This is a genomic window from Nonomuraea sp. bgisy101 (genome assembly GCF_057708945.1).
The window spans coordinates 1-17,781 of record NZ_JBYITD010000071.1 but is presented as its reverse complement, the minus strand read 5'-3'; the positions used below and the strand labels follow the sequence as shown (position 1 = coordinate 17,781).

Sequence of the window (17,781 nt, the reverse complement as noted above, 5' to 3'; positions counted from 1 at the left end):
TAGGACTGAAGGGGTAAGGGGTGCCTCCTCGGTGTTCCCGGTAAGTGTTCATGGACGCGAACGTCGCAGCAGGCCGCGCAGGGGCGCCTCTGGCCGCACCTCATCGGTTGTACGGCCAAGCCCTCAACCGAGTCGACGCGGCGGTTACTGGATGTAGCTGATGAGGAAGGGAAGCTGCTGGTTTCCGTCCTCCATGGTGCCGATCGATCCGTTGGGGTGGAGCACGACGTTGCCCTCGCCGTAGCTGTCACCCCTCCAGGAGTAGATCCACGCCGGGCCGTCGAGGTATTTGGCAGCACTGGTGCGCCATGTGTCGGAGGGGATGTCGGCCAGCTGGTGCCCCTCTCCTCTGGAGGCGGCGAAGGCGTGGGCCTCGTTGCGCGTCTTCTTGTAGCTCTTTCCGTACCAGTACAGCCGGTAGGTGCCCTGGGCGGTCTCCTCGGCGCCGGTGGCGAGAATGGGAATCTGTGTCAGCTGTTCGGTCATCGCTGTTCCACCTCTCATTTGGGGGATGTGTGTGTGGAACACCATCCCCCCACTGCTACCCAGAGCTATATATCCGTTACTTAAAGTAATGAAACGGTGGAAGAGGTAGGCGATCTTCCTTCGGCAGGATCTCGGCCCGGTCCAAGGAGATGCTGGCCGCCTTGATGCCGCCTCGCCCGAGGTCAGCCGCTTGTAGGCGTGCCCGAGACGTCACAGGGGCTGGCGGGTGTGACGGCTTGGCGTAGCGGCTGCGCGGCCGAGGAGAGGCGTCGGCGGGCCCGCCAGGCCCCAGCTGAAGGTCACCTTGCGCGGGGTCCGCCCGCCCGTTGGCGGCGGCAGCGGGCCAAGGAGAAGGCAGCGGCCGCCGCGGCGGCGAAGGCCTCGCCTGCTCCGCCAGAACCCGAGGCCGGCGCTCCCGCAGACGGCCGGGCGGCGAACGAACCCCCGGCGTCGACGGCATCGCGTTGCGGGGTGTTGGGTAAGACTGCTGTCACCTGGTACATGGGATTGCGTTAGTGCACGTCAACGAGCGTCTTCCCTGGACTGACAGCGAATCTTTCGCCGATCCTCGACCCGCACGAACTTTCTCGAACATGGCCCCGTACGGCGAGATCCAGCTGCGAACCGATCGCCGCCTGGAGCTGACCAGTCTGCCGGGCGAAGCGGGGCTTGATCAGCAACCGAACGGCCAGCGGCTTTAGCGAGCCGCGGGGTTCGGGTCCTCGCCACTGGCCGTTCCGGCGCAGGTAGGCCCTCTCGGGATGCGGATGCGGGTGTTCGCCCGCAAGGTGTCGGAGAGTGTGCCGGGGCCTCCGGGAGATCGGCAGGAAGGAACGCCCGGTTGTCCACATGCACTTCGGATAGTCAGTGGCTTGGGCTATCCGCACCGTCGTGTCCTCTGGGCTGGCGATTGTGGCCCGGTCACCGTTGTGCCAGCCAGTCGGCGACGTCGGTGACCACGGCCGCGTCGACGTGCTGGGGCTTGTCGTAGTCCGCGGGCGTGGATGGGCCTGAGCCGGGGAAGAACAGGTGGTCGTCGGCGTCGTAGACGCGGATGGTGACGTCCGTACGGTGGGCGAGGCCTGCCTGCCAGCCAGTGAGGTCGTCGGCGACGGTCACCTGGTAGTCGCGGCCGCCCTGGAGGATGAGCATCGGCTTGTCCAGCGCAGCCGCGGTCGCGACCGGGTCGTAGCCGCGCAAGTCCAGCCAGTACGCTCCCGGAAAGCCGAACGGCAGGTCCGCGGCGGGTGTCTCGGCCGACAGCTGAGGGCTGTCGACGAGTGCGGCCTGCCGCGTGATCGCCTCGACCGCGGCCTGCGCACCGGGATCGAGCGAGGCGAGATGGCGGACGACGCGAACGGCGGCCCGGTGCATGGGCTGGGTGTCACCGGCCAAGAGCACCAGCCCGGCCACAGACGGTTCGGCGGCGGCGACCCTTGGGGCCACCTTGCCGCCCATGCTGTGGCCTGCGACAAACACCCGCGCGGCGTCGACGGCAGGGTGGCGCTGGAGCAGGCGGATGGCCGCGACGGCGTGCGGGACGTACTCATCGCTCATCGTGAAGCCCGAGATTGCCGCCACCTGGGCGGCGTGGGTGTGGGTCACCTTGTCAAAGCGCAGCGCTGCCACGCCGCGGCCGGCCAGCCCCCAGGCCAGATCCTTGAGGGGCTTGTTGGGGCCGCTGGTGGCGTCCCGGTCGAACGGCCCGCCGCCGCTGAGCAGCACCACCGCGGGCCACGGTCCGCGCCCGCGCGGCAAGCTCAACGTGCCGGGTACGGCCAGCGCGCCGGAGCCCACGGTGACCTCATGCTCATGGAACCGTTTGCGGCGGACGTACGACGGCGGCGTCCACGGCTCGGTGAGCGGAGGCGTGAGCCGCAGATCCTGCAGCAGACCGGTCTCGTCGACCACTATGACCACCGTCAGCCCGCCATGTTCGTACGTCACCGGGACGCTCACCTTGACCAGCTCGGCCTTCCCCGATGCGGTCACCCAGCTCCCGGGGGCCGGCTCGCTGATCGGCGCCCCAACCGCGGAGATCGCCCCGATCCTGGAAAGCTGACTCTCCCAGGCGACCCGCAGCGTCTCAGCGGAGACCACCGCCCGCAGCGGTGGGGCGAACAATGTCTCAATGTCCGCAAAGCGTCCACTCCGCGCCATCTCGACGACCGCCGCGGCGATCGCCGCCGGATCCGTTCCCATAGTCATTCCGACACCATCCTTTCTACTATTTTGCGAACGGTAGCACATCATGAGAATATTGCATCGTGGACACTCTGGAGCTACTGGCGCATCCGGTGCGGCTGCGGATCGTGCATGCGATGCGCGGAGAGCGGGAACTCACCACCGGCCAGCTATGCGCACGGATCCCCGACACATCAAAGGCAATGGTCTATCGGCACGTCGACCTGCTCGCGGCCAGCGGAATCCTGGAAGTGGCGGGCGAGAGGCGGGTGCGGGGCGCGGTGGAGCGCCGCTACCGGCTACGCCACGACCGAGCCGTCCTCGACGCCGATGCACTCGCCGCCATGACGCCCGACGGCCACCGGCGCGCGTTCGCCACCGCGATGGCCGTCTTGGTAGCTGAATTCAACGCCTACCTCGACCGCGAGGATGCCGACCCGGTGGCGGACCTCATCGGCTACCGGCAGCACGCCGTCTGGCTCACCCGCGGCGAGCTGGAAGAAATGATCAGCGAGTTCCGTCGCGTGATCCTGCCCCTGTTGACCAACCAGCCAACGCCGGACCGCACACAGCACCTGCTCAGCCCGATCTTCTTCCCGGTCGAACAGCCACCCACCGACTCCGAATCGGGCCCAGATCGTCCTGACCCATATACGTGATAACAGCGTATTATCGCGTATATGAGTGATCATGGTGGCGCGACGACCAGGAGAACTCCTCCCCGGGACGGTGCGCGACTCCGGGACGTTATCCGGTACATCGCGATGGACGTTGCGCGGCGGCCAGCATGAGCGCCGTGCCGAAGATCACCGCCCTGCGCGGTGGCGGCGTCACCCTCGTCGCGGCCGCCGACGCCTTCCTGGCCACCCCACGCACCGCCAACCCCAACACCCACCGCGCCTACGCCTCGGCCATCGACCGCACCATCGAGCGACTCGGCCGCGACCGGCCGCTGGCCGAGGTCACTGACGCGGAGGTCGGCCATGCGCTTGCCGAGCTGTGGGGGGCGAGCGCGCCGGCGACCTGGAACCGCAACCGCGCCGCCATCACCTCCTGGCTGACCTGGTGCCAGACCAAGAAGCACTGGGCCGCCCCGTCGGTCCCGGCCGACGCCGAACGCCGCAAGGAGAACGCCGACGAGACCCGCGCGGTGGCCAAGACGACGATCCATCGGCTGCTGTCACGCCGCGACATCCCCCTTCGCGAGCGGGCGCTCTGGAGAATGCTCTACGAAACGGCGGCCAGGGCCGCGGAAATCCTCGCGCTGAACGTCGAGGACCTCGACCTGGAGCACCGGCGCGCTCCCGTCCGCTCCAAGGGCGGCGCCACCGAGTGGGTGTACTGGGACAGCGGCACCGCCCACCTGCTGCCCCGCCTGCTCCGGCTCCCCGACGGCAGCGTGCGTACCCACGGGCCGCTGTTCCTGTCCGAACGCCGCCCCGTGCCGGCCCGCCGCTCCGCGGCCGCCGACATCTGCCCGCACACCGGCCGCGCCCGCCTCGGCTACGACCGCGCCCGCGTCCTGCTCGACAAGTACGCCAGGCTCGACCTGCACCAGCTGCGCCACAGCGCCGCCACCCACCTCGGCGAAGCCGAGATCCCGCTGCAGCTCATCATGGGCAAGACCCGCCACAAGAACCCCCGCACCGCCATGCGCTACGTCAAACCCGGCGCCGAAGCCATCGCCAAGGTCACCGAGGTCCTCTCGCCCCGCCGCCGTACCCACTGATCAGCAACCTCTCCGAGGGGGAGGGACACTGCCCCTTTCTCTCGTACTTGGTCTGCCCCCCTGCGGCATCCGGGGCGGTAGAGACGGCTGGGAACTCAGGGGCTATTTCTTACCGGGGTCCGTCCTTAGCGTAGCTACCCGTCAGTAGAGTCCCGGGCCCCCAGGTCACGGTTTACGACAACCTCCACACACCGGGACCTGCGGGTTTTGACCGCGATCGGCAACGGATCGGTTCAGTTGCACGCCGCTAAGACCGCGTGCGGTGTCTGATGCGCGGGGAGAGAAACACGCCCACCGGCCGGCTGGCGCGGGTGGTCAGGGGCTCACCGAAGGGCTGGCCGGTGACGGGGTCCCACAACCGCACCGTGCCGTCCTCGCCGATGCTGAAGGCCAGCAGGGGTCCGTCGAGGGAGCGCACCGCGCTGACGTCGCCGTTGGTGGGGGCGGTCAGGGGCTGGCCGACGAGCCGGCCGGTGGCGATGTCCCACAGCAATACCGTGTGGTCCTCGCTGTTGGTGGCCAGCAGGGAGCTGTCGGGGGAGAAGGCTACGTCCCAGACGGTGTTGGTGTGGCCGGCCAGGGGTTGGCCGACGGGCCGGCCGGTGGCGGGGTCCCACAACCGCGCCGTCCAGTCCCTGCTGCTGGTGGCGAGGAGGCGGCCGTCGGGAGAGAACGCCAGCCTCAGCACGTGGCCGGCGTGGCCGGTCAGGGGTTGGCCGACGGGCCGGCCGGTGGCGGGGTCCCACAACCGCACCGTTGTGTCCAGGCTGCCGGTGGCGAGGAGGCGGCCGTCGGGAGAGAACGCCACCCCCGCCACGCCCTCGGTGTGGCCGGTCAGGGGTTGGCCGACAGGCTGGCCGGTGGCGGTGTCCCACAACCGCACCGTTGTGTCCATGCTGCTGGAGGCGAGGAGGCGGCCGTCGGGAGAGAACGCCACATCTTCCACGGTGTTGGTGTGGCCGGTCAGGGGTTCGCCGAAGGGCTCGCCGGTGGCGGTGTCCCACAACCGCACCGTTGTGTCCATGCTGCCGGAGGCGAGGAGGCGGCCGTCAGGAGAGAACGCCGTACGGAACACGGTGCCGGTGTGGCCGGTCAGGGGCTGACTGACAGGGCGGCCGGTGGCGGGGTCCCACAGCCGCAGCGTTCCGTACCCGCCGATGCTGGTGGCGAGGAGGAACTCCCCCGGCTCGGGCGTTACAGGGATGTCCAGCTCGGTGTAAGGCAAGGTGGACACGTTTACTGCCGGCGCGGGCGCGTGGTCGAGTTGTCGTAGTGCCTTGGCGAGGTCGGCAGCGTCCGGGTACCGCTGGCTGGGGTCCTTGCGCAGCAGGGTGACTACGAGGTCGTCCCAGGCGGGTGGGATGCCCGCGGACACCGAGCTGGGTGTGGGCGGTTCCTGGGTGAGGTGTGCCGACAGGTAGCCCACGGTGTCGAGGGCATGGAAGGGTAACTGACCTGTGATCAGCTCGAAGAGCAGGCAGCCGAGCGCGTACAGGTCGCTGCGCGGTTCCGGGAAGCCACGTGCTTGTTCAGGGGCCATGTAGGGGGGTGTGCCCACGAGGAAGCCGGTCTGAGTGAGCCGGTCGGCGGTCGCGCAGGGGTCGGCCGCCCGCGCGACGCCGAAATCGAGGACCTTCACGATGCCGGAAGGCGTGATGAGGACGTTTGAGGGCTTGATGTCCCGGTGCATGATTCCGGCGTCGTGAGCGTCAGCAAGTGCGTCACATATCTGCGCCCCCCATCGGGCCATGTCCGGCAAGGTGATGGTCCCTCTGCGCAGTATCGCGTCCAGGCCCTCGCCTCGGACCAGCTCCATCACCAGGAACGGGACCCTGTTGTCCCCTGAGCCGGTCTCGCCGAGGTCGTGGATGGTCACGATGTTGGGGTGCTGCAGCCGGGCGGTGATCCGTGCCTCGCGCAGGAACCTGGCGCGTGCTTCGTCGCCGCGGCTTCCGCCGCCGGCGAGCAGGGAGATTACCTTGACTGCGACGGGCCGGCCCAGTGTCTCGTCCTGTGCCTCCCATACCTGCCCCATTCCACCCTCGCCGAGCTGCCGCACCAACCGGTAACGGCCCCCAAGGAGCTGGTCTCGCACTGTCACGCCTCCTCTGTTTTCGAATCTTCGAGCTTTTCGTCCGGCCGCCCGGGGGCTCGGTCCAGAACGCGGTAGACGGTGGCGCGGCCGATGGAGAACACTTCCATCAGGTCAGCGATGGTGTACTCGCCGGTGGTGCGCATCCGCACCAGTTCGGCTTGCTGGCGGGTGGTGAGCTTGGGCCGGCGCCCTTTGAGTTTGCCCCGAGAGCGGGCGATCGCCATGCCCTCCCGGGTGCGCATCTTCAGCAGGTCGGCTTCGAACTCGGCGAACACGGCGAGCATGTTGAAGAACATCTTCGACATCGGATCAGCGGCGTTGTAGATGCTGCCGCCAAGCGACAGTCGGACGCCGCGGTCAACCAGGCACGTACGGCCGCAAGGGCTTGGTCGAGGCCGGGGCGGGTGCGGTTGGTTCCGGTGAGGCTCTTGTCGAGGTAGATCCGGTCGTTAGGGACGCCGAGAGCACGAAGGATCTCGCGTTGGGCGGTGAGGTCTTGCAGGATGGTTGAGCATCTCGCGTAGCCGATGAGTTCTCCCACTCGCGGATCGTATCGCTTAGCCCCCCATCACCGGACAGTTTCTCGGACTATCTATCTGAGACATGGGGGGCGGCTTTTGAGCTGTGCTTCCGTGATGTCCGTGGCCGCACATCCAGGTGTCCGGCTGAGGATCCTCTAACGGACACAAGGAGGCGCGGCGAGTACCCTGACGTCGTGACGATCGACGCCGCTATATTGAGGGCCACGAGAGGCACATTCAACCCACCCCTGCTCCCTTTACCCGATCACATCGCGGAGCTTCTGTCCGATCTGGGAAGCCCGTCGAGGTTGGCGGCGCACCTGCGGGCCGTCCACGATGTCGCGCACCAGGTGGTCGACTGGTTGGAAAAGCGCTACCCCGCCCTGTCCTTCGACCGCGAGGCGGTGCTTTTCGGGGCCGCGACGCATGACATCGGGAAGGTCGTCCATGTCTCCGAGCTATCCGGTCCCGGAGCGGCACATGAGGAGGCGGGGCTGGATCTTCTACTCAGCCGCGGCGTCGGCCCGGAGCTCGCCCGCTTCGCAGCGACGCACGCATCTTGGACGCGATCGGATGTCGGTCTGGAAGATCTCCTGGTGAGCCTCGCCGACAAGATCTGGAAGAACAAGCGGGTTCCGGATCTGGAGGATCTCATCGTGGCCCGGCTGTCCGAGGCGACCGGCCGAGCAGCGTGGGAGGAGTTCATTGCTCTCGATGAGGTCCTCTCCCGGATCGGCGACAGGACCGACGAACGCCTGGCATTCCAGGCGTCCTTCCCGATCCACGGCTGAGGAAGCCGGGCGACGCGCGATGACGAAGAATTCGGACGCCTCTGAGCAGTTGCCGAGCATTCCGCCGAAGCCGCGGCTTCCCGATCTCGTCGCTGCCCGCGAGCTCGGCCCGGCGGAGACCGTGCGGACGCGCTGGCAGCAGCTGCTGCTCGTCTGGCGGTGGCATCACGAGCGGCACGAGGCCTTGCACCCCGGCAGCGCCTACCCGCACATCGTTTCTCTGATCGAGGCTGCTGGAGCGGAACCAAAACTCCGGCAGCTCTACCCCTTCACCAGCCATTTCAGCCTGAATTTCAGCAGCTGTACGACCTACCCGTGGTTGGTCCAGGCACCGTCTATCACTCCCCTTCGGGACGGGCGGTTCCGCGTCCGTCGTCCTCGAAGTTCTGATGTCATCGGGTTCGCCCAGACTGCGGACGCCGCGGTGGCCCTCGCCGTCGACAACCTCCCTGCCGGGCTCGGCCCAGCCGTCGACCGTTGACGCGGAAGCAGGGCCAGGAGAGAGTCCCACGCGTGCTCACCGACCCTGACTCTGCTGACCTGCGGTTAACCGCTCCTTCGGCCTTGGCGTGGCTTCGGGAGTCCTGAGCCGGATCAGAAGGGCGGATCCTCACGGCACCCTCCGTCGTCCAGGACAGCGGGATTATCTGGTAGCCCGCGAATACGAGCGGCAACCGCACGATGGCGAGGCTCGGCGCTGCTGGACAGGATCGCGATCGCCCGCTCTTTCAGAGCCTGCCGCTGAGCGATTGACGGGTCTTCCGACAGTCGAAGCCGAAGCGGCGGCTGGCTGCCTCGGCTTCATCGCCGACGTCGTCGAGCACTGCGGCCATCAGCCGGAGGAGCCCTGCCCGCAGCGAAGTCAGCGTGTCTGTCCGGTGGGGTACTGCGGGCAGAGGCACGAGGTCGGTAGAGGGGTGGGTCAAGAGTGCCGCGATCACGGTCATCGCCGGAGCGGTCGCCTCGGCGATGGAGTTCTGATGGTTGATCGCCTCGCTCAAGTCGTACAACGCGCGGGCCTTGACCGGCGGCGCGCCATGTATGAGCGAGGACAGCAACTCCGGGACGGTCGGGCAGCCCTGGTCGGGTCCGATCAGCACGTCCAAGCGCTCCCAGTCGGTGCCGGAGATCAACCGATCCGGGCCCGGCGATCCCTCGGAGGCGTCAGCGGAGGGCGCCCGGCTCGATCTGTGAACCGGCACCGGCACCGGCATCGACCGTCTGCGCCAGCTCACTCATGGGGCGAACAGGACGCGGGATTCGAGGTCGAGCTGGGTGGTGGGTGCGGTAGCCGGTGGCGTGAGGTTGAGGGTCCAGTTGCCGAACCGTCGGATGACGTGGGTGATGTAGGGCGAGATGGTGGCCAGGTCGTCGGTGTCGACGGGGCGGCCTTCGGCGGCGATGGCGTTGGCTGCGTCGGTGATATCGCAGGCGGTGGAGTAGATGACGCAGTGGGCGAGTAGTTCGTTGAACTTGATGATCTTCTCTTGATAGTCGGGGTCGTTGTGGCCGATCAGTTTGCCGCCGAACATGAGCCAGTCGGAGAAGTTGTGGAAGGACTCGTTGCGGTTGGTGATCTGGGTGATCTGCTCACGTAGGTCCGGGTCCGACAGTTACCGCAGGAGCGTGATCGTCCGTACTGCGCGACCGAGTTCGCGGAAGGCGCGGTAGAGGCGGTTCTTGCGGGAGTGGTTGCCGAGGCGGCGTAGCAGGGTGACCGAGGATAGCCGGTTCTTCTTGATGGAGATCGCGGTGCGCAGCAGGTCGGTCCCGTGGGTCTCGATGAGCCGCCAGTCGATCGCCTCGTCGCCGAACAGCGAGTCGATGTGCTCGTAGGAGGTGTCCGGGGTGGGCCGGTAGAAGATCAGGTCGTGCCGGTTGCGGATGCGGGGCAGCAGGTCGAATCCCAGGAGCGCGGCGAGTCAGAAGACCGGTAGCGACTGGCCTTGGGTGTCGGCGTGGATGGTGTCCGGCTGGATCTCCGAGGCGTTCTTCAGCAGGCCCTCGATGATGTAGACCGCCTCCCACACCCCGCACGGGATGAAGTGGGAGAACAGCGCGACGTAGGTGTTCGAGATGTGCCGGTAGGCCAGACCTCCGTAGCCGCCGTAGCGGATATGGGATTCGGCGAGGAGGTTGTTCTCCCAGGTCTCGATCTGGGAGCCGTCTGCGGCGACGGTCTTGCCGTCTCCCCGCATCGAGGCGATGTCGAGCTGGTTGAACCCGTTGATCACCGTGGTGGAGGCTTTAGCGATCTTCTCGCTGGTGGCGTGCTGGTTGGCGCCCCGGGCGAGTTCGGCGGCACTGACCTTGCCGCGCATGTGCGCGGCGACCTGGGCAGGGCCGAGCAGGGTGCCATAGGTGAAGACCGTCAGCACGTACCGGCCGAGCGCTTCCTTGATTTTGGGTCGGAGCCGGAGGCCGGTCCGAAGTGGTGGTGCCAGCCGAGCTGGTAGGCGGTGCGGGTGAGGACGTCCAGCAGGTCCCGCTGCGGCAGCCGGTCGTGGACCGCCTCTTCCAGCTTGAGCGCCTCCTTGCTCCGCTCGGCGCCCTTGCGGCGGCGTAGCACGGGGCGGCCGCCCTCCAGGACCAGGTCGGTGTTGCCTGGGTAGCCGGCGTCCAATCCCGCGGCGACCTCGGCCAGGAGCCGCTTGTAGTGGCCGGTCAGCTCCGCTGCCTCGGTCGGCAGGCCGGCCTCGGCGCAGAACTCCGCGACAAGAGGTTCGCACTCCTCCCAGCTCATGAGCTGGTCGTGCAGATTGGCGTAGGAGTCCGACCCGGCCACGGCGATGTCGCCCGACCTCAGCTCGGCGGCGAGGTAGGAGAACACGCACACCTCCAGGTGGCGGCGCACAAGCATCCCGGCCGATTCGGATCCTTGAGGATCTTCCGCCACATCGTCGAGGCGAACGCGTCCACGCCGACCGACAACGTCACCGTCACCGCGGCGCCGTCCGGGCCGTCCCGCTCCACCGTGATCTGCTCGGGGACGAGCGCGGTGCGGGCGCCCCTCTGGGCTTGCAGGTATTCGACCGCGTCCAAGACCGAGCGGTCGGCGTTGGTCGACTCCAGGTCAATCGACTCCACCAAGGTGGACAGCGCTGAGCGGTGGGAGCGGTAGTGCTGGTCCAGCAGCGGCAGGTAGTTGTTGCCGTGATGCGCTGACACCGCCTCGTGCGCGGCCGCCAGCGCCTCCAGCCCGCCCGCCTGTTCCAACGCTTTGAGCACCAGGCGTCCGGCCCGCTCGGCCATCGCCTCCGGGGTGGTGGCGTCGTTCGCCGCGCCAGCCACCTCGTCGGGCTGTGATTCGGCGGGTGTGATCGCTTCCCGGACGCCGTCCAGGACGTCTCCGAACACGCCCAGCAGCCGCTCGGACTCCGCCCGATGAATCTCCGCAGCGCCTCCAGCTGGTCGCGGCCCTTTTTATGGATCGTTGCGATCCGCTTGCAGAACATCGTCACCACGTCGTCACGGACCCCGGTCCGCACCGTGTGGAGCAGGCTGACGATCAACGTGAGCCGCTTGTCCTCATCCAGCACCTTGCGTAGATCCGCGACATCGGTCACCCGCGCCTCGCCCGCGAAGTGCGCGATCTTGCCCGGCGGGATGCCGAGCGCGTCGAGGTCGCCGCTGTAGGCCAGGCCCATCGCTCCCTGAGCAGCGAACACCCGGGTGACGGGGCTTGAGCAGCAGCCGAACGGCCAGTGGCGTTAGCGAGCCGTTGGGGCTCGGGTTATCGCCACTGGCCGTTCGGTTGCGGGTGGTCGCGCTGTGTGTAAGTTTCGCCGCTAGATGGCCGGGATTCTTCAGCGCTATCCGGCCGGTCTGTGGGTGCCGCCAGCGTAGTTGCCGCGAGTCGGAGTGACTTGCGTGATCAGTATGTGCGGCGGCGTGGCGCCAGGACTCGGTGATCTTGGCGATGGCTTCGGCGCCGGGTTTGACGTAGCGCATGGCGGTGCGGGGGTTCTTGTGCCGGGTCTTGCCCATGATGAGCTGTAGGGGGACTTCGGCTTCGCCGAGGTGGGTGGCGGCGCTGTGGCGCAGCTGGTGCAGGTCGAGGCCGGCGTACTTGTCCAGTAGGACGCGGGCGCGGTCGTAGCCGAGGCGGGCGCGGCCGGTGTGTGGGCAGATGTCGCTGGCGGCGGGTCGCCGGGCGGGGACCGGGCGGCGTTCGGACAGGAACAGCGGGCCGTGCGTGCGCATGCTGCCGTCCGGTAGCCGCAGTGGCCGGGGCAGCAGGTGGGCGGTGCCGCTGTCCCAATACACCCACTCGGAGGCGCCAAGTTCGGGCGGAAGGTGCGCGGCGCGGGATCAGGCCGCCACGAGCCGGATGATCTCGCGGGGGCGTGACTCTCGCTCGTCGTAGGCCAGGTCCAGCCCTGCCGCCTGCACGGCCGTCAACGACGCGGCGAACGCCTCCTCGGAGTCCCACCGCACAATCGAGATCACGGCGTCTTCGGACAGCCAGCATTCGGCCGAAAGGCATCCCGGTGTCCGCCGGAATTCCTCGGCGACCTGGTGGACGCGCGAGACGAACTCCTCGCGGTACGAGGCGTGCGGGTAGTGGCTGGCGACCATTCCTACCTTCATGGTGCTCTCCTTGCGTTTCTCTGTGCCTGGATCGCGGATCGCCGGCGGGCGCCTGAGCCGTACCAGCCGGCGACGGCGCCCTCCGTTGAAGCCCCGGAACTGCGGCGCTGTGGAGCAATGTAACCTACATACATGTCTGTAGGTAAAGTGGGGCGACGATGACGGCGAAACCGCACAACACCCGCCAGAAACAGGCAGACCGGCGCGCCAGGACCAGAAACGCTCTGCTGGAAGCGGCAGCGCGCGGGCTGTCCACCTACGGATACGGCAACCTGGTACTGGAACGCGTCGCCGCCGAAGCCGGCTACACCCGGGGCGCCCTGTACCACCTGTTCGCCAACAAGGAGGACCTCGCCCTCGCAGTCGTCCAATGGGTCGAGGAGACCTGGGACGCCGAGGTCGGCCGGCCCGCGGCCCTCGTAAGCGACCCCGTCGCCGCGCTGCTGGCCATGGCCCGCGGCCACGCCGTCTACTGCCGCCGCGACGTGGCCCGCGTCATGCGAACCCTGCGTGTCGAATTCACCGGGCAGGACCATCCGGTCGGCCGCGCGCTCACCCGCGTCTTCGACCGGCTCCTCACCGACTGCGCCGACCGGATCGCCGCCGGACGCCACAACGGCACGATCCCGCCCGGCCCCCCACCCCACCAGACGGCACTCGCCTACCTCGGCACCATGGAAGGACTCGTCAGCAATCTCGCAGGCCATGCCCCCTACGACGTCGAACTCGCCGACAGGGCCGTGCGAGGCGTGCTCGGGCTACCACCCGCCCCCACCCCGAGCGGCCCCACGACCCGCCCGGGCTGAAGATCGGCGCGCTGTTCGGGGGAGGTTCCGGGCGGGCTTGCTCGTATTGCCAACTGCCTAGCGTTATCCCGAAGCGGCACTGGGCGAGCCGGCTGTGACGCACGGTCCGGCGCTGGCGGCTTCTTGTGTCCTGCAGGATGATCACATGACAGTGGAGAACGGCAAGCGGTGGAACCACAACATCCACTACCACCCCCGCATCCTGGGCGCGGTCCCCGATGGCGCCCGGCATGCCCTCGATGTCGGCTGTGGCGAGGGCATGCTCACCCGCGAACTTCGGCAGGCCGTACCGCATGTCACCGGCATAGACCTCGACGCGCTCAGCATCGACCAAGCTCGCGAATATCCGGACGAGGTCGAATACGTCCTCGGCGATTTCCTCACCCACCCCTTCGAACCCGCCTCGTTCGACGTCGTCGCGTCGGTGGCCACCCTGCACCACATGGACGCCGCCGCCGGCTTGGCCCGCATGCGTGATCTGCTGCGTCCCGGCGGCGTCCTGGCCATCGTCGGCTTGGCCCGTAGCGCGATGCCCAACGACCTCCCGCACGACCTGGCCGGCGTCGTCGTCGGTACCGTCCATCGCGCCGTGAAGGGCCACTGGGAGCATCCGTCCCCCACGGTGTGGCCGCCGCCGGTGACGTACCCGCAGATGCGGGGATTGGCCGCCGAGATCCTGCCCGGCTCCGAGTACCGTCGTCACCTCCTGTTCCGTTACAGCATCACCTGGCGCAAACCGCAGGACTGAGCAGGCCTGCCGGCCCCGTCCAGGAAACGGCCGGGGCGCCTCAGGCGGCTTTACCTGTGCCGCAAGGCCTACTGAGGCCGGACGTTGTGGTTGCGGGCGAACAGATTGCCGGGGTCGTACCGACGCTTGACCGCCGCGAGCCGCTCATACGTCTCGGTTGGATAGATCGCGGCGACATCCTCCTCGGTGGCAGAAGCGAGGAAGTTCGCGTAGGCGCCGTTGACGTGAGGTGCGAGCCTCCCCCACAGTGCTTCCAGAGCAGGACGGGCGGCCTCGACGACCGGCTTCGGACCCGCGGTGGTGGTCACGAACATCAACTCCGCCTGGCGATGCGCGTAGGCGGTGGCGTCGTCGGGGATCAGGGATACCGCACCGCCGACGCTGCGAACGGCGATGAACGGCGACCCCTCCGACGCCCCGGCCTCAGCCAGGATCCGAAGGACTTCGGGCACCGATTCCTTGTCGACGAACGCGCTTCGGGTCAGCAACTGGATGCCAGGCGGCGGAGTCGCGCCATCCACGAGCGTGTCCGCATACGGCTTCAGCGCGACATCGTCGTCGACCACCGTGCCGAGCCGGCGGATCGGGTCGATTGCCCGGGCCGCGAACTCCGGGTCATCGCCGTCAAAGGTGACGTAGATCTCGACCGGCGCTTCGGGCCCGCCGGCGAACGGATTGGCGAAGGACGCGATGGATGTGAGCTCGTCGGGGGCGGCGCGGAGGTAGTCCGCCCACCCCTGGAGAACGGTGGCCGCCTCCGACGCCGGGAAGGCGATCTTGCCGTAGAAGACGTCAGTCGTCGGGTGTGCCACGAACTCGAAGGCGGTCACGATCCCGAAATTGCCGCCGCCACCGCGAATCGCCCAGAACAGCTCCGGGTTCTCCTCCGCGCTCGCCCGCACGACCTCTCCGTCGGCGGTGACCACCTCTGCGGCCACCACGTTGTCCAGGGCAAGGCCGTACTTCCTGACCTTCCAGCCGATGCCACCGGTCAAGGTCAGCCCACCGACACCGACGCTCTTGGTGTCGCCCGAGGAGATCGCCAGGCCATGCGGGGCCAGGGCGGCCGCGACCTGACCCCAGGTGGCGCCGCCGCCGATCCGCACGAGGTGACGTTCCTTGTCGATGACCTCCACGTTCGCGAGCTTGCAGAGGTCGATCACGACGCCGTCGTCGTTGGTGCCGAAGCCAGGAAAGCCATGGCCGCCGCCTCGCACGGACAGCACCAGCCCTGCGCCGGCGGCGAATCCGACACCCGCTCGCACGTCCCCGACGCTGATGGGCCGCAGAACGCAGGCCGGACTGCCCGAAGCCAACAGCGAGCGACTGGCTGATTCGTACTCCGCTCCGCCGGGTTCGATGATGTCGCCGCCGAAGTCACGGCGAAGGGTTTCAAGCGCTGAACTCATGATGTTCCTTCCATACAGGAGAATTGGCGTCATCCGAACTGGCCGGGCTGGTAGTCGCCGCCGGGCAGCCGGGTGATGACGCCCAGGCGATTGTTGGCGTTGATCAGGGCGATGAGCAGCACCAGCGCGGCCAGTTGCTCCTCGTCGTAGTAGTTGGCGGCATTCGCCCATGCCTCGTCCGTGACGCCACCGGCCGCATCAGCGATCCGCGTGCCCTGCTCCGTCAGCTCCAGAGCGGCGCGCTCGGCGTCGGTGAACACGGTGGACTCCCGCCATGCCGCGACCAGGTTGACGCGCACGGAGGGCTCCCCGGCGTGCGCGAGGTCCTTGCTGTGGGCGTCGGTGCAGAAGCCGCAGCCGTTGATCTGACTGGCGCGGAGCAGCACCAGGTCCTGGGTCGCGGCCGGCAGCGTCGACTCCTTGATGATCACCCTGCTCGCCGAGGCGATGTACTTCATGGACTTGGCTGCGAGCGGGCTGCCCGAGAGGTTCAAACGGGGCTCCACGATGCATCCCCCTCGTGTTGTTGCGTGTGCTGAACGAACACAAGATGCCGGCGACCCGATCCTTGTGACAGCACGGTTGTGTGACGTGTGCCACACCGTCGGCTCCGCCGGTGATATCCGACGCACCGCTGCTGACGACGCTCCCTCGGCGTCACGGGACGACAAGGTTCGGCCACCGTCTCGGTGTCACAAAACGGCGGGGCCCGGTGTCTGATGGGTGACACAGTCGAGAGTGAACAGGAGCCACCCATGGCCGGCACGTCGCAGACCCCACCCGAAGAGCTCGGCGGGGGCCTGAACAGGGACGACCGCGCGGACTCCGCGACCGAGACGTTCGTCGCCCACCGCAACCTGCTGTTCACCGTCGCCTACGAGCTGCTCGGCTCGGCCGCCGACGCCGAGGACGTCCTGCAGGAGACCTGGTTGCGGTGGGTGGGCGTCGATCTCGACAGCGTGCGGGATCAGCGTGCGTACCTGGTCCGGATCACCACGCGGCAGGCGCTGGGCCGGCTGCGGACGCTGGGCCGGCGCAAGGAGTCCTACGTCGGCCCCTGGTTGCCCGAGCCGCTGCTGACCGCGCCGGACGTGGCCGAGGACGTCGAGCTGGCCGACAGTGTCTCGATGGCGATGCTGGTGGTGCTGGAGACGCTCACACCGACCGAGCGGGCGGTGTTCGTGCTGCGCGAGGTGTTCGATCTGGACTACGACGAGATCGCGGAAGCCGTCGACAAGAGCCCGGCCGCGGTACGCCAGATCGCCCACCGGGCGCGGGCACACGTCGCCGCGCGCCGACCGCGCGGGGTCGTCTCCCCCGCCGAGACCCGCGGCGCGCTGGAGGCGTTCCAACGGGCGGTCGAGACAGGCGATCTGCAACGGCTGCTCGACATGCTCGCGCCCGACGTCGTCCTCCTGGGGGACGGTGGCGGAATCAAGCAGGCCGCGCTGGCACCCGTCGTGGGGGCCGACAGGGTGGTCGAGGTACTGGGCAGGATCGCCGCCACGGCGTCGCTGGAGCCGGCACAGGTCAATGGCCATCCGGCGCTGATCGTCCGGTTCGACGGCGAGATCGACGGCGTCATGGCGGTGCGCATCGACGACGGCCTCATCACCGGGCTCTACGCCGTACGCAATCCAGAGAAGCTGTCGCGCATGGAGCAGGAGACCGCCCTGCGCCGCTGAGTCCGGGCCCCTCGGAAACCGAGGTCCGAGGCCGAGCCCTCTTCAGGTTCCGAGTGCTCCTGCACCCGGTCGGCGCAGCATGGAGACGTCGATCGGGTGCTCCAGCCACCGCCCGTCCTCGGCCCGTCACAGCGGAGCGGTCCACCATTCCGACGCGATGGAAAGCCCGGCCAGGCGGAGCGCCTCGCGTTTCGCCTTGTCGGCGTGGCCGCACACCACCACGACCTGGGCCGCGCCGTGTCTGCGTGCCTCATCCGCGACCTCGCGCAGCAGATCGATGCCGATCGTGGCCCAATCCTGGTCATCGACGACCGCGAAGTCGTCGAGCGTGCACGTCGGTCCGCCTGGGTCGTACACCGGAGGCGAGGGCACGAGCGAGCCGATCGCGAATCCGGCGAAGCCGTCGTCTCGTTCGGCCACCTGGCAGATCACCTTCGGGTCGCCCACCATCGTGGCGAGGAAGGTGGCGTGGCGGGTTCGGGCATCCGCCGCGCGGCGCCAGAAGACCGGCTGGTGCTGTTCGTACCGTTCGCGGCGCCGGGCCATCAGCGCGGCGATCGCCGTCACGTCGCCGGACGAGGCACGCCTGATATCGACCATGATCCCTATCCTAGGGAGGGCAGATCCGCCATCCACGACGCGCCGAACAAAGCATGGCCGGCGTCCAGCCGATCTACCGCCGCCGCGCGCCACCTCGGCGTTGTTCGTGAATACCGGTGGCGATTCCGCCACCGGTA

The 17,781-nt window shown here is 68.2% G+C and carries 20 protein-coding genes and 2 pseudogenes; 8 read left to right on the top strand and 14 right to left on the bottom strand.

Going from position 1 to position 17,781, the window contains the following annotated elements; genetic code table 11:
• Positions 1-144: 144 nt before the first annotated feature.
• The gene (locus AC3EO4_RS54420; protein ID WP_379570507.1) at positions 145-486 is read right to left on the bottom strand and encodes a hypothetical protein; all 342 of its coding nucleotides are present in this window, start codon (positions 484-486) and stop codon (positions 145-147) included.
• A 515-nt stretch (positions 487-1,001) separates the two neighbouring features.
• Between AC3EO4_RS54420 and AC3EO4_RS54415 the strand changes: the two genes are divergently transcribed.
• Positions 1,002-1,187: a hypothetical protein gene (locus tag AC3EO4_RS54415; RefSeq protein ID WP_431904522.1), complete on the top strand. Its 186-nt coding sequence runs from the start codon at positions 1,002-1,004 to the stop codon at positions 1,185-1,187.
• Between the two features lie 220 nt (positions 1,188-1,407).
• Here the strand turns inward: AC3EO4_RS54415 and AC3EO4_RS54410 are convergent, their stop codons facing one another.
• Positions 1,408-2,739 carry an alpha/beta hydrolase gene (locus tag AC3EO4_RS54410; protein ID WP_431904520.1) on the bottom strand — a complete coding sequence of 444 codons (1,332 nt, stop codon included), beginning with the start codon at positions 2,737-2,739 and terminating at the stop codon, positions 1,408-1,410.
• Between the two features lie 14 nt (positions 2,740-2,753).
• On the opposite strand from AC3EO4_RS54410, the gene AC3EO4_RS54405 reads away from it, so the two are divergent.
• Positions 2,754-3,329 carry a helix-turn-helix domain-containing protein gene (locus tag AC3EO4_RS54405; RefSeq protein ID WP_431904517.1) on the top strand — a complete coding sequence of 192 codons (576 nt, stop codon included), beginning with the start codon at positions 2,754-2,756 and terminating at the stop codon, positions 3,327-3,329.
• Between the two features lie 128 nt (positions 3,330-3,457).
• Positions 3,458-4,399: a tyrosine-type recombinase/integrase gene (locus tag AC3EO4_RS54400; RefSeq protein ID WP_431904514.1), complete on the top strand. Its 942-nt coding sequence runs from the start codon at positions 3,458-3,460 to the stop codon at positions 4,397-4,399.
• A gap of 247 nt (positions 4,400-4,646) precedes the next feature.
• Here the strand turns inward: AC3EO4_RS54400 and AC3EO4_RS54395 are convergent, their stop codons facing one another.
• The 3 genes and pseudogenes from AC3EO4_RS54395 to AC3EO4_RS54385 form a co-directional block, all read right to left on the bottom strand.
• The gene (locus tag AC3EO4_RS54395; protein WP_431904512.1) at positions 4,647-6,500 is read right to left on the bottom strand and encodes a WD40 repeat domain-containing serine/threonine protein kinase; all 1,854 of its coding nucleotides are present in this window, start codon (positions 6,498-6,500) and stop codon (positions 4,647-4,649) included.
• Positions 6,497-6,718, bottom strand: a complete 222-nt coding sequence (locus tag AC3EO4_RS54390; RefSeq protein ID WP_431904525.1) for a helix-turn-helix domain-containing protein — start codon at positions 6,716-6,718, stop codon at positions 6,497-6,499. The genes AC3EO4_RS54395 and AC3EO4_RS54390 overlap by 4 nt, the downstream gene beginning before the upstream one ends.
• 33 nt (positions 6,719-6,751) lie before the next feature.
• Positions 6,752-7,035 (bottom strand): annotated as a pseudogene (locus tag AC3EO4_RS54385) (recombinase family protein); the annotation flags it as partial.
• Positions 7,036-7,209: 174 nt separating this feature from the next.
• On the opposite strand from AC3EO4_RS54385, the gene AC3EO4_RS54380 reads away from it, so the two are divergent.
• Positions 7,210-7,806, top strand: coding sequence for an HD domain-containing protein (locus tag AC3EO4_RS54380; protein WP_431904509.1), 597 nt, complete (start codon positions 7,210-7,212; stop codon positions 7,804-7,806).
• A gap of 19 nt (positions 7,807-7,825) precedes the next feature.
• Positions 7,826-8,287, top strand: a complete 462-nt coding sequence (locus AC3EO4_RS54375; protein WP_431904507.1) for a DUF6193 family natural product biosynthesis protein — start codon at positions 7,826-7,828, stop codon at positions 8,285-8,287.
• A 247-nt stretch (positions 8,288-8,534) separates the two neighbouring features.
• Here AC3EO4_RS54375 and AC3EO4_RS54370 read toward each other — a convergent pair whose 3' ends face one another.
• The 6 genes and pseudogenes from AC3EO4_RS54370 to AC3EO4_RS54345 form a co-directional block, all read right to left on the bottom strand.
• Complete coding sequence (locus AC3EO4_RS54370; protein ID WP_431904504.1) at positions 8,535-8,912, bottom strand: hypothetical protein; 378 nt, start codon at positions 8,910-8,912, stop codon at positions 8,535-8,537.
• A gap of 129 nt (positions 8,913-9,041) precedes the next feature.
• Positions 9,042-10,184: pseudogene (locus AC3EO4_RS54365) on the bottom strand (transposase).
• Positions 10,178-10,636 carry a hypothetical protein gene (locus AC3EO4_RS54360; RefSeq protein ID WP_431904501.1) on the bottom strand — a complete coding sequence of 153 codons (459 nt, stop codon included), beginning with the start codon at positions 10,634-10,636 and terminating at the stop codon, positions 10,178-10,180. The pseudogene AC3EO4_RS54365 and the gene AC3EO4_RS54360 overlap by 7 nt, the downstream one beginning before the upstream one ends.
• Positions 10,609-11,163, bottom strand: a complete 555-nt coding sequence (locus AC3EO4_RS54355) for a hypothetical protein (RefSeq protein ID WP_431904500.1) — start codon at positions 11,161-11,163, stop codon at positions 10,609-10,611. The genes AC3EO4_RS54360 and AC3EO4_RS54355 overlap by 28 nt, the downstream gene beginning before the upstream one ends.
• Positions 11,164-11,334: 171 nt before the next feature.
• Positions 11,335-12,009, bottom strand: a complete 675-nt coding sequence (locus tag AC3EO4_RS54350) for a tyrosine-type recombinase/integrase (protein WP_431904497.1) — start codon at positions 12,007-12,009, stop codon at positions 11,335-11,337.
• A gap of 108 nt (positions 12,010-12,117) precedes the next feature.
• Positions 12,118-12,396, bottom strand: coding sequence for an antibiotic biosynthesis monooxygenase family protein (locus AC3EO4_RS54345; protein WP_431904494.1), 279 nt, complete (start codon positions 12,394-12,396; stop codon positions 12,118-12,120).
• A 158-nt stretch (positions 12,397-12,554) separates the two neighbouring features.
• On the opposite strand from AC3EO4_RS54345, the gene AC3EO4_RS54340 reads away from it, so the two are divergent.
• Positions 12,555-13,202 (top strand): TetR/AcrR family transcriptional regulator, encoded by a 648-nt coding sequence (locus AC3EO4_RS54340; RefSeq protein ID WP_431904492.1) that lies wholly within the window; start codon positions 12,555-12,557, stop codon positions 13,200-13,202.
• A gap of 145 nt (positions 13,203-13,347) precedes the next feature.
• Positions 13,348-13,950: a class I SAM-dependent methyltransferase gene (locus AC3EO4_RS54335; protein WP_431904489.1), complete on the top strand. Its 603-nt coding sequence runs from the start codon at positions 13,348-13,350 to the stop codon at positions 13,948-13,950.
• Positions 13,951-14,018: 68 nt separating this feature from the next.
• On the opposite strand, the gene AC3EO4_RS54330 is transcribed toward AC3EO4_RS54335, so the two are convergent.
• Both AC3EO4_RS54330 and AC3EO4_RS54325 read right to left on the bottom strand, forming a co-directional pair.
• Positions 14,019-15,359 carry an FAD-binding oxidoreductase gene (locus tag AC3EO4_RS54330; RefSeq protein WP_431904486.1) on the bottom strand — a complete coding sequence of 447 codons (1,341 nt, stop codon included), beginning with the start codon at positions 15,357-15,359 and terminating at the stop codon, positions 14,019-14,021.
• 29 nt (positions 15,360-15,388) lie between these two features.
• The gene (locus AC3EO4_RS54325; RefSeq protein WP_379570491.1) at positions 15,389-15,865 is read right to left on the bottom strand and encodes a carboxymuconolactone decarboxylase family protein; all 477 of its coding nucleotides are present in this window, start codon (positions 15,863-15,865) and stop codon (positions 15,389-15,391) included.
• A 249-nt stretch (positions 15,866-16,114) separates the two neighbouring features.
• Between AC3EO4_RS54325 and AC3EO4_RS54320 the strand changes: the two genes are divergently transcribed.
• A complete protein-coding gene (locus AC3EO4_RS54320) occupies positions 16,115-17,044 on the top strand; it encodes an RNA polymerase sigma-70 factor (protein WP_379570489.1) in 930 nt (309 codons plus the stop codon).
• A gap of 126 nt (positions 17,045-17,170) precedes the next feature.
• Here AC3EO4_RS54320 and AC3EO4_RS54315 read toward each other — a convergent pair.
• The coding region (locus AC3EO4_RS54315; RefSeq protein WP_431904482.1) for a GNAT family N-acetyltransferase at positions 17,171-17,781 on the bottom strand (611 nt) is incomplete at its 5' end.

Coding starts and splice junctions, on each gene's coding strand:
- AC3EO4_RS54375 (WP_431904507.1), top strand. CDS start 7,826: ATGACGAAGAATTCGGACGCCTCTGAGCAGTTGCCGAGCATTCCGCCG.
- AC3EO4_RS54340 (WP_431904492.1), top strand. CDS start 12,555: ATGACGGCGAAACCGCACAACACCCGCCAGAAACAGGCAGACCGGCGC.
- AC3EO4_RS54330 (WP_431904486.1), bottom strand. CDS start 15,359: ATGAGTTCAGCGCTTGAAACCCTTCGCCGTGACTTCGGCGGCGACATC.
- AC3EO4_RS54320 (WP_379570489.1), top strand. CDS start 16,115: ATGGCCGGCACGTCGCAGACCCCACCCGAAGAGCTCGGCGGGGGCCTG.
- AC3EO4_RS54420 (WP_379570507.1), bottom strand. CDS start 486: ATGACCGAACAGCTGACACAGATTCCCATTCTCGCCACCGGCGCCGAG.
- AC3EO4_RS54350 (WP_431904497.1), bottom strand. CDS start 12,009: ATGCGCACGCACGGCCCGCTGTTCCTGTCCGAACGCCGCCCGGTCCCC.
- AC3EO4_RS54410 (WP_431904520.1), bottom strand. CDS start 2,739: ATGATGTGCTACCGTTCGCAAAATAGTAGAAAGGATGGTGTCGGAATG.
- AC3EO4_RS54335 (WP_431904489.1), top strand. CDS start 13,348: ATGACAGTGGAGAACGGCAAGCGGTGGAACCACAACATCCACTACCAC.
- AC3EO4_RS54345 (WP_431904494.1), bottom strand. CDS start 12,396: ATGAAGGTAGGAATGGTCGCCAGCCACTACCCGCACGCCTCGTACCGC.
- AC3EO4_RS54390 (WP_431904525.1), bottom strand. CDS start 6,718: ATGGCGATCGCCCGCTCTCGGGGCAAACTCAAAGGGCGCCGGCCCAAG.
- AC3EO4_RS54400 (WP_431904514.1), top strand. CDS start 3,458: ATGAGCGCCGTGCCGAAGATCACCGCCCTGCGCGGTGGCGGCGTCACC.